This window comes from Peptoniphilus sp. (genome assembly GCF_034090345.1).
GTDB lineage: Bacteria > Bacillota > Clostridia > Tissierellales > Peptoniphilaceae > Peptoniphilus.
The window spans coordinates 1-10,236 of sequence record NZ_JAXDSS010000091.1; the positions used below are offsets into that span (position 1 = coordinate 1).

At 31.6% G+C, this 10,236-nt stretch carries 14 protein-coding genes and 1 pseudogene; 14 read left to right on the forward strand and 1 reads right to left on the reverse strand.

What is annotated here, in order from left to right; all coding sequences use genetic code 11:
• Positions 1-120 precede the first annotated feature (120 nt).
• The 3 genes from SOR77_RS07565 to SOR77_RS07575 are packed head-to-tail and all read left to right on the forward strand — an operon-like array spanning position 121 to position 2,227.
• Positions 121-1,167 (forward strand): hypothetical protein, encoded by a 1,047-nt coding sequence (locus SOR77_RS07565; RefSeq protein ID WP_320636526.1) that lies wholly within the window; start codon positions 121-123, stop codon positions 1,165-1,167.
• Complete coding sequence (locus tag SOR77_RS07570; RefSeq protein WP_320636527.1) at positions 1,164-1,994, forward strand: mechanosensitive ion channel family protein; 831 nt, start codon at positions 1,164-1,166, stop codon at positions 1,992-1,994. Before SOR77_RS07565 ends, SOR77_RS07570 begins: the two co-directional genes overlap by 4 nt.
• An 8-nt stretch (positions 1,995-2,002) precedes the next feature.
• Positions 2,003-2,227, forward strand: coding sequence for a DUF951 domain-containing protein (locus tag SOR77_RS07575; protein WP_320636528.1), 225 nt, complete (start codon positions 2,003-2,005; stop codon positions 2,225-2,227).
• A gap of 98 nt (positions 2,228-2,325) precedes the next feature.
• Here the strand turns inward: SOR77_RS07575 and SOR77_RS07580 are convergent, their stop codons facing one another.
• Entirely contained in the window at positions 2,326-2,805 is a 480-nt protein-coding gene (locus tag SOR77_RS07580; RefSeq protein ID WP_320636529.1) for a methylglyoxal synthase, read from the reverse strand.
• 159 nt (positions 2,806-2,964) lie between these two features.
• Here SOR77_RS07580 and rpsF point away from each other — a divergent pair, with 159 nt between their 5' ends.
• From rpsF to SOR77_RS07635, 11 genes and pseudogenes are all read left to right on the forward strand, one after another.
• The gene (rpsF, locus tag SOR77_RS07585) at positions 2,965-3,249 is read left to right on the forward strand and encodes a 30S ribosomal protein S6 (protein ID WP_004822159.1); all 285 of its coding nucleotides are present in this window, start codon (positions 2,965-2,967) and stop codon (positions 3,247-3,249) included.
• A 9-nt stretch (positions 3,250-3,258) separates the two neighbouring features.
• Positions 3,259-3,765, forward strand: coding sequence for a single-stranded DNA-binding protein (locus SOR77_RS07590; protein ID WP_320636530.1), 507 nt, complete (start codon positions 3,259-3,261; stop codon positions 3,763-3,765).
• 12 nt (positions 3,766-3,777) lie between these two features.
• A complete protein-coding gene (gene rpsR, locus SOR77_RS07595) occupies positions 3,778-4,002 on the forward strand; it encodes a 30S ribosomal protein S18 (RefSeq protein ID WP_004822163.1) in 225 nt (74 codons plus the stop codon).
• A 200-nt stretch (positions 4,003-4,202) separates the two neighbouring features.
• Complete coding sequence (locus SOR77_RS07600; RefSeq protein ID WP_320636531.1) at positions 4,203-5,306, forward strand: HAMP domain-containing sensor histidine kinase; 1,104 nt, start codon at positions 4,203-4,205, stop codon at positions 5,304-5,306.
• Positions 5,307-5,312: 6 nt separating this feature from the next.
• Positions 5,313-5,996 (forward strand): response regulator transcription factor, encoded by a 684-nt coding sequence (locus SOR77_RS07605; RefSeq protein ID WP_320636532.1) that lies wholly within the window; start codon positions 5,313-5,315, stop codon positions 5,994-5,996.
• A gap of 90 nt (positions 5,997-6,086) precedes the next feature.
• Positions 6,087-6,605 (forward strand): ClbS/DfsB family four-helix bundle protein, encoded by a 519-nt coding sequence (locus tag SOR77_RS07610; protein WP_320636533.1) that lies wholly within the window; start codon positions 6,087-6,089, stop codon positions 6,603-6,605.
• Positions 6,606-6,796: 191 nt separating this feature from the next.
• Positions 6,797-7,423 carry a TlpA disulfide reductase family protein gene (locus SOR77_RS07615; RefSeq protein ID WP_320636534.1) on the forward strand — a complete coding sequence of 209 codons (627 nt, stop codon included), beginning with the start codon at positions 6,797-6,799 and terminating at the stop codon, positions 7,421-7,423.
• Positions 7,424-7,431: 8 nt separating this feature from the next.
• Positions 7,432-7,575 carry a CD1871A family CXXC motif-containing protein gene (locus SOR77_RS07620; RefSeq protein WP_115311949.1) on the forward strand — a complete coding sequence of 48 codons (144 nt, stop codon included), beginning with the start codon at positions 7,432-7,434 and terminating at the stop codon, positions 7,573-7,575.
• Between the two features lie 8 nt (positions 7,576-7,583).
• Positions 7,584-8,483, forward strand: a pseudogene (locus tag SOR77_RS07625) (4Fe-4S binding protein).
• A gap of 96 nt (positions 8,484-8,579) precedes the next feature.
• On the forward strand, positions 8,580-9,497 hold the full coding sequence (locus SOR77_RS07630) for a type II CAAX endopeptidase family protein (RefSeq protein ID WP_320636535.1): 918 nt from the start codon (positions 8,580-8,582) through the stop codon (positions 9,495-9,497).
• A gap of 492 nt (positions 9,498-9,989) precedes the next feature.
• The coding region (locus tag SOR77_RS07635; RefSeq protein ID WP_320636536.1) for a hypothetical protein at positions 9,990-10,236 on the forward strand (247 nt) is incomplete at its 3' end.

Here is a 10,236-nt window from a genome sequence, read left to right on the forward strand (position 1 = left end):
AACAAACCCAATATCTATTTCACAGACACGTGCCGCCCCTACGATGAAATAAATATAAATTCATAACCAACCAATACCAAATAGATTTTAAGCTGTGGTATAATTAACTCGGAGGAAATGATGAATTTAAATATGAGAAAAATAATAGTATCGATAACATTGTTGTCATTGCTAATTGTAATATATTTTTATTATAGGAATACATCCGGAAGAGAAATTGTATTAGATCAGAAAATAAAAGTCACTGAGAATGCAAAGAGTTTTCATCTCTCTACAAATGGTTTGATGATTTTTGACAACAATCTCTACATTTTAAATAGAGAAGGTGATTTGATTAAGACTGTAAAGGCAAAAAATGTTGAATTAGATTCTTTTTTTGCCAATAATTATGCTTTTCTATATGATGAAGATCTTGGGAGAATAAGTCAATATCAAGACAATGGAGAGTTTATCAGAAACATAAAGATAACGGATACTTTATTTAATATAAAGTATGAGAATAAAAATTTTATTTTACATACAAAGTATGAAAATGGGGAGAGATTGTGGGTTCTTACGACTGATGGGAAGCTGAAAAAAATTTATGAGACTGCAAATTCTATACTTGATTATGATGTGAAGGATTTAGAAAAATTTGTGATTGCAGAGTTAAAAGTTGAAACCAATGGTTATACAACTAATTGTATAGTAAAAAATTCATCTAATAACAAGACCTACTCAAGGGGTTCTGAAGTGGCGCTTTATGTAAATTATTCTGATTCAAGAATTGTCATGGTAACTAATAAAAATTTATATGCTTTTGAAGGTGATGATGTAAAGAGAGTTGAAATTCCAAATATTTCTGATGTAGAGGTTGTGGACAGAAGTGTATATTTACTTCACTCAGGAATTTTATCGAAATATAATTCTAATCTTGAAGAAAAGACTAAGCACATAGTGGCGGCGAATGTAGAAAAGTTACAATTGGTTTCTAAATCGCTATATGGCTATTCGAATTCTGATATAGCGGGTAATTTGCTTCAAAGAAATGAATTTTATTATAGGTTTCCATCGGAAGCTGAAAAAATAGAAATATCGGGGATTAGAATAGGTGTGCTTCAAGATGGGATAGTGACTCTTTATAAAGTAACGAATGACAGAAATGAATTGGGAGAGAAAAACAAATGAGTGTATTAAATGAATTTGAAAAGTATCTCAGGACGGAGGGGGCATTAAATCCGTTCGGCAAATTGGTGGTTATTTTATTAGTTTTTCTAACAGGTTTTTTGCTATCTAAATTTTTAAGATGGATTTTTATGTCTAGAATTGAGCATCAACTTAGACATGGAACTTATTCAAATCCAAGGTTACTCACAATAGTAAGCATTTTAAATAAGATAGTTGTAATCGTCATAATGATAATATGCGTTACTATATCTTTGGACATTGTAGGGCTTAATACATCTTCTATAATGGCGACTGTTGGAGTTGGCTCGTTAGCTCTTTCTTTTGGTGCGCAGACTCTTGTAAAAGATTGTATAAATGGATTTTTTATAATTTTAGAAAATCAATTTTCGGTTGGGGACACTGTAGTAATCGAAGGCAAGACCGGAATTATAGAGGATATAGGCCTTAGAACTACTGTTATAAGAGATTTTGACGGTTCGAAGCACATTATTCCAAATGGACAGATAGGGATTGTGACCAATCAACAAAGGGGAAATATGAGGGCTAAAGTGATCTGTTCTGTGGCTTTATCTGAAGAACCGGAGAGAGTTATAGACCTTTTGAATAAAAAGTTAGTTGCGATGAAGGTTGAAGGGTTGATAGGAAGTCCTGTTGTTTGGGGAGTTACCAACAACACCAACACCGGTTATGAGATAACTGTTGCGGCTTATGCAAAAGCCGGCTCTCAATATGGTGTTGAGTACAAACTCAGAGAGAGTATAGTTGAAGTGTTTAATGAAAACGGAATAAAGCTTCCGATTTTTAAATATGAGATAGATGGTAAGTAGGAGGTAAAATGCTATATTATAAGGTAGGAGATATAGTCACTCTAAAAAAAGGTCATCCTTGCGGTGAAAATATGTGGGAGATACTCAGAACGGGTGTGGATATAAAGTTAAAATGCCTTGGGTGTGAAAGACAAATTTGGATTTCTCGAATAGATTTTGAAAAGAGAATCAGAAAGATAAAAGAGGGTGAAAAATTTGTCAGCATTATTCATCATAAAAAGGAAGAAGAGTAATTTATTTAATTAACCTTTTCATACTGTTAAGCCTCTTGTGGCTTTTGGTAATCAAAAAAGAGAAGTAAAGAGTATCAAAACTTTTCACTTCTCTTTTTTTAATTTTCAGTTAAGTCAAATTGTTCAACTCTACTTGCTATGCTAAACGAGTTGTCTACAATTTCTGAATTGTATTCAGAGTTAAATAAGGCAGAAGATACGATATAGTCTGCACAAGTTTTAGAAGTTGCAAGTGGCACATCATACAGTGTTGTAATTCTTAGGAGTGCTTTTACATCCGGGTCGTGAGGTTGCATTTCAAGCGGGTCCCAAAAGAAAACGAGGATATCAACTTTTCCTTCTGCAATTCTTGAACCAAGTTGTTGGTCTCCGCCAAGAGGACCGGAGAGCAGCCCTTCGACTTCAAGTCCTGTGCGTTTTGAAATTAGAGCGGCGGTTGTTCCGGTACCGATTAGTTTATGAGCGGATAGGTGTGATTTATTTTCTACAGCCCATGCTACAAGTTCGTCTTTTTTATTATCATGCGCAACTAAAGCAATGGTTTTTTGAGCATTTACTTTAATATTTTTAGTATTCATAAAAAACCTCCTTTAATTATTATATAATATAGATTGAGGATTTAAATCAATAATTATTTTACTGTTTATTTGACAAAAACGTATAAATTTTATATAATACTTGAGTTATATCCTTGCTCATTCAAAAGGATGAGCCATTAGTCCACGAGGAGGTGAATTATGAGAAAGTACGAAGCAATAGTAATGTTCTACCCAACAGTAGAAGAAGAAAAGAGAGTAGCAGCTTTTGAAAGACTTAAGAAAATCATAAGTGATAATGGAAATATCACAAATGTTGATGAATGGGGTATGAGAAAGCTAGCATACGAAATTGAATACAACAAAGAAGCTTTCTATTACTTAGTTGAATTTGAAACAGAAGCTGAAGTAATTAAAGAATTCGACAGAGTTGCAAGAATTTTAGAATCTGTAATGAGACACATGGTAGTTAAATTAGAGGATTAAGGTGAAATTATGAATAATGTCAATTTAATGGGAAGACTTACAAGAGATCCGGAACTAAGATATACGCCAAGTGGTATAGCAGTAGTGAGATTTACAATTGCTGTAAACAGAAGATTATCAAAAGATAAAAGAGCTGAGGCAGAGCGTAACAACCAACCTACAGCCGATTTTATTTCATGTACAGCATGGAATAAAACTGCTGAGGTAATTGCCAACTACGTAAAAAAAGGCGATAGACTTGTAGTTCAAGGAAGAATTCAAACGGGAAGATATGATGATAAAGATGGAAAAACAGTTTATACAACTGATGTAATTGTTGAGAATATGGACTTTGTTGAAAGTGCAGGAGATAATATGCAAGCTCAACAAATGAGAAGACCGGAACCACCGGTTAACTCAGCTTATTCAAATGATTTCCAATCTGCACCATCAGGTAGTTTTGGAAACACTTTTGGATCTGACTCAGACAATGATGAGGGATTTTACCATATAAATAATGAAGACATTCCATTTTGAGGAGGGTAGAAAGTGCAAAGAAGATTTAGACCAAGAAAGAAAGTCGATCCATTTGAAAAGGATAAGACTAAAAAAATAGATTATAAAGATGTAGCTCTTCTAAAGAACTATATCTCAGAAAAAGGAAAGATTCTTCCAAGAAGAATCACCGGACTTAATGCAAAGCATCAAAGACAAATGACAGCTGCTATTAAGAGAGCTAGACAAATCGCATTAATTCCTTATTCAGCAGAATAATTTAAGGCAAGTCGAAAGGCTTGCTTTTTTTATATAAATATGAAATAAATAACTTATAGCAGTAAAAATATTAAAAACTGAAAAGAGAAAATTCAAGGTAAAGTGATAGGGTATTTATAAATGTCTTGACCGGACAGAGGATGATAAGAGATAATTAATAATTAAATTGTTTATTATAGGCATTTAGGAGAAGATGAGATTTGAACACAAAGAAAAGCATGCAAAAACAATTGACATTGTTGATTGGGATTATATTATTTACATCAAATTTAGCGTTGATTTTTTTGCTAAATTATTCGGTATCATTAGTACTGGAAGATTTGATAATCCCCATAGGAAATATACAAATTGAAATATACAACATAGATAATTTTAGTCTTAAATTGAAAATGTATGGATATATATTTGCTTTTTTAACAACAAGTTTGGGAACAATTATTACATATGTTTTTTTGGGAAGATATTTATTACCTCTTAGAAAATTATCAGAGCACATGGACAACATGAACAAGCAAAACCTTAGTGAATCCGTGGAACTGTACTCACGAGCTATAGAAATCAGTAGCTTAATAGAATCTTTTAACAATATGATGAGTAAATTAAAAAAATCATTTGAAATGCAAAAAGACTTTTCTTCCTATGTAGCACACCAACTAAAGACACCACTTACAGTAATACAAACGAAAATAGAAGTATTTAATAAAAGAGAATATAAAAAAGAAGAAGTTAAAGAACTTTTAGATACCATCTCTTATCAAGTAAAAAATCTAAATAATATTATAATTAAGATTTTGGATTTAACTTATATAGAGAGAATGGAGTTAAAAGAGGACATTCCACTTGAACTTTTGCTCGAAGATCTACTTGTTGACCTCGAAGAAAGAATAGAAAAAGAAGATATAAATATGGAATTTAATATTTTAACAACAGAAGATAGTTGCATTGACAATAAAAATTTTAATATAGTGGGGAACTACATACTTCTGTATCAAGCTTTTTTTAACCTGATGGACAATGCTATAAAATATAGTTATAAGGGTGGAAGTGTAAAAGTGCTTATACAGAATAATGAAGATAAAATTTGTATAAAGATATATGATGAGGGAATAGGGATTGAAAAATCTGATAAGGAATGTATATTTGAACCTTTTTTCAGAGGAGAAAATCCTGAAAAATTAAAAAAAGAAGGGATCGGAATCGGTCTTTCATTTTCAAAAAAAGTTTTTGAACACCACGGTGCAAAAATACAAATTAAAGATAATTTTCCGAAAGGAACGATTATAGAGATATATTTTGAAAGGTAGGATTTAATGATGAAAATACTACTGGTAGAAGACGAAATAGAACTGTTAAATTCAATTGCAGAAGGGTTAAACACGCTTGGATATTATGTAGATAAGGCGTCTTGCGGGAGAGAAGCTTTGGAGTACATCTTAGCGGAAGAACACGATTTATATATTTTTGATTTAAACCTTCCGGACATGACAGGCTTTGAAATATTAAAACAATTGAATAAGGAGAGAGAAAATTCAAAAGTGATGATACTTACGGCAAATTCAAATATAGAGTCAAAAGTAGAAGGATTTGAATTAGGAGCAAGCGACTATTTGACAAAACCATTTTACTTTGAAGAATTGGAAATGAGAGTAAAAGCACTTATGAGAAGAGATTTCCACTTAAAAAATATAAAAATAAATTGTGGAGAACTTGAATTTGACACCAAAAAGAGGATTCTCTATGTCAGGGGCGAGGAGATGAAGTTGACAAAAAAAGAGACAGCAATCATCGAATACTTGCTATTTAATAAAGATAGAATTGTAACGGTTGAAGATCTCCTTGCGCACGCTTGGGACAGCGAGGTCGATTATTTCAGCAACTCCATAAGAGTACACTTGGCGTCACTTAGAAAAAAAGTAAAACAAATTTTAGGGTACAATCCAATAGTAAATAAAATTGGAGAAGGTTACTTTTTAAAAGATCATAAGAATAAATGATAAGTGGGAGAAAAAAACTTGTTTTAAATCAATTTATAATAGTCAATATAAATCAAAGCGTTGATAAAATAGAAGCTGTGGAGGTGTCTTTTGAGAACATACGCAAATAAAGAAGAACTCAAATTTGAAATAAAAAAATCATTTGAAAAATATATTTCGGAATTTGACAATATTCCGGAGAACTTAAAAAATGAGAGAGTTATTGAAGTAGATAGAACCCCGTCAGAAAATTTAGCTTACCAAGTTGGCTGGACAACTTTACTTCTCAAATGGGAAGCGGATGAAAAAAAGGGCTTACATGTGAATACACCATCAGATGAATTTAAATGGAACGAACTTGGAAAATTATATCAATGGTTTACAGATACTTATGCGCATTTATCCCTAAAAGAGTTGAAAGATAAATTAAATGAAAATATCAATTCTATCTATGAAATGATTGATTCGTTAAGCGAAGAAGAACTATTTAAACCACATATGAGAAAATGGGCTGATGAAGCCACTAAGACGGCAGTATGGGAAGTATATAAGTTTATCCATGTAAATACCGTTGCCCCTTTTGGAACTTTCAGAACAAAAATCAGAAAATGGAAGAAAATAGTGCTTTAAATTAAACTCTGCAAAATAAAAATTCATAATATGATATTAATGGCGATAGGAATAGATGAAATCTATCGCCATTTTAAGTATGATATTCAATATTTAATTTAGAATATTTATCATTTCTTAACACGAACTTAACAACATAAATGATAAAATAACTACAATACTAAAAAAATTTAAACTAAAGGAGAGAAAATATGAATAGAGATTTTAGTAAAAAATATATGATGAAAAAAACATCTATGTTTTGCTTAATTGCAATTATGACACTTGGCTTGGCAGCTTGCGGTCAAAAAGAAAATAAGATAGATACAGCCAATAGACCGCCCGTTGCCGAACAAGCACAAAAAGAAAACAGTACTGAAAACATAGGTGAGTTTGAGACTACCGATTTAGAAAAAAATAAGGTGACACAAGAAGTATTTAGAGAAAATGACCTTACTATGGTTAACATGTTCTCAACAACATGCAACCCATGCATGGAAGAATTGCCATATTTAGCAGAATTGGCAAACGAATATAAAGACAAAAAAGTAGGTATATTGGGCGTTGACATTGACATGGATTCAAAAGGTAAACCTGACGAAGAGTCAAGAGAGATAGTGTCAAAAATTGTAAACGATAAAAAAAGCTCTATGAAAGTGATATTTTTAGATGAAAATTTAATAAATACACTTCTAAAGAAGACAGATGTACTTCCATATACTTTCTTTGTAAATAAAGAAGGAGATATAATTGGAGAAGAATACATGGGAAGCCGTTCAAAAGAAGCGTGGGCAAATGTAATTGACAAAGAATTTGATAAAATTTCTAAAAATAAATAGGTGATAGTATGCAGAAAAATAATATAAAACCCTCAGTTCTATTGATGACCGGGATATGTTTTGTATTATACGGAGTCCTTGTAAAACAAGAAAATCTCGTAGTGTTAAACAAGGCGATTAAGATTTGTATGGAATGTATAGGAATTGGATAAAATAACTTATGAAAAAACAATTTAATTCGTTTAGGCATAAAATTCAAGCCTTGGCAACCATTATTACAAATGGGAATGTATCAGGTTATATTTCAGAGAAAATATATAAAGGGGACATAAAAAACGCATGTGGCCCCGGACTGAATTGCTACTCCTGCATTGGAGCATTGGGTTCCTGCCCTATAGGATCTCTGCAAGCAGTAATAGGCAAAAAAAGGGGGAGGATTTCCATTCTATGTAGTAGGGTTTTTACTCCTTATAGGAAGCTTGTTGGAGAGATTGGTATGTGGCTGGTTATGTCCTTTTGGGCTTTTCCAAGACTTATTACATAGAATTCCATTTCCAAAAAAATAAGGACACTGCCCAAAGAAAAAATACTAGTAAAACTAAAATATTTAATCTTGATGATATTTGTCATTATACTTCCGATGTACTTGGTAAATAATATAGGCAATGGCAATCCATACTTCTGTAAATATATATGTCCTGTTGGAACACTGGAAGGAGGAATTCCATTAGTACTGTTAAATAAAACTATGAGAGGGTCAATCGGGTTCTTATTTGTATGGAAGAATGTAATCCTTCTTACTACAATTATTTTATCAATTATAATTTACAGGCCATTTTGTAAGCTGATATGTCCTTTGGGAGCTATTTATTCCTTGTTTAATAAAGTATCTTTTTACAGATACCAAATCAACTGTGACAAGTGCATCAACTGCGGGAAATGTGCCAAAATATGCTTGATGAATGTTGACCCTGTAAAGGATGCCAACCATTTGGAATGTATCAGATGTGGAAATTGCAGAAAAGCTTGTCCGAAAGGAGCGATTGAGCTTTTGATAGCAGGTAGAAAATTTGAGAAAATAAATAATATTAAGAATACGACTTTAGAAAATGTAAAATAATATATGTCCTCAATTGCCAAATTATCATATAAATTATTTATGGTAAGGTTGAGGGCATTTGATATTTAAAGAATTTATTTAAAATAGAAAGGTGTGATGATATTGGACTTAATTAAGGATAAGAATTTTACAAAGAATCCCTATTTATATACTTTAATACTTTTGCTTATGGCTAAATTGGTGCTTTTCAGTTCTGAAATTTTTATATTAGGCTATGTAAATGTAGTATTAAATATCTTGCCAAGTAGTGGTTATATAATAAATTTAGTCGAGCTTTCGAGTTTTATATTTATAACTCTTTTGGTTATATTTTTGGCGAGGAAAATATTAAAAATTTCTTGGAATACTTTGGGATTTAGAAAAACAGGTAGCTTAAAAGAATTTTTAAAAGGTTGGGGTTTTGGTGCAATTGTTTTAATAAGTTGTGTAGCTTTTATGATAATTGTAGGTGTAGTTAGGATTGATAAAGTTACATTTGACTCAAAACTTATTTTAGAGTTTATTCCCCTTCTTATGGTTTGGTCTATACAGGGAAATGCCGAAGAAGTTTTGACAAGAGGATTTTTATTTTCAGGAGTTGCTCGTAAAACAAATATTTTAATCGGTATAGCTGTCTCGGCAATTTTCTTTACAGTTATGCATTTAGAAAACGACGGCATATCAGTTATTCCTCTAATAGATCTGTTTGTATTTGGAATTTTTGCAGCCCTAGTTATGATAAAGACAAAAAACATATGGCTTGTAAGCGGATTCCATGCCGCGTGGAATTGCTTCCAAGGAAATGTATTCGCCTTTCCTGTAAGCGGAACAAATGTGGGAAATGCATTTATAAATGTAACAACACAGGGACCGAGCTGGCTTACGGGAGGTAAATTTGGAGTCGAAGGAAGTATAATCAGCTTAATAGTGCAAATTGTGTTAATAATATTGCTTTGCTACGACCTATTTGTAAAACAAAAGATGAATGCTTTAGATAAATTCGACATAGAAACATATAGAGATGAGGTTGAATAAGATGGAAAATTTAAAGACAAAAAAGGAAAAACTGAACTATTTAAAATGGTGGGATATACTAATTATAACGGCGATGGCTTTTGCGTTATTTTTGTGTTCCATTGCATATTCTACTACTTTTTGACGAAATCTCATTTATTCTGTTATAATGGTTTTCTTAGGAAGCCTTCTTTCTGATATTTTGTTTTTGCTTAAATTTATATTATCAGATGGCTTCCTATTTTTTATTGTTTTGTCACATATGTATTATTACCTAACATATAAAGTCTAATGATAGGGGAAATGAATGGAAGATGGTTTGTGAAATTGTTTTCGAAAGATATACAAAAGAGTTGAATTAAAAAAAAAGCATGTTACAATAAAATTGAATGATGGTACATAGTAATAAAAAGGAGAGTGATAATTTTTTATTAAAAATATAGTTGTCACTAAAATCTTATAAAAAAAGAGGAATATTGAATTGCGAATTTAATATAGAAGAGGAGGAAATTAATGAGAAAATTAGGTAAAAGAGCCTTATCTTTGTTTTTGGCTCTAATTATGTTATTTGGATCGGTAAATTTTGCATTTGCAACTGAAACAAATAAAATTGAAGAACAAGTAAAGCAAATTTTAGAAGAGAAGAAAGGAAATCTTGAAGAGGCATTACTAGCAATGATTAAGCTCGACGGGATTAAAAGTATTCAGGTTGGAAAAGAAGTTAAAGAGAATTTAGGGAGTAAAACCAATGTTTTGGAAC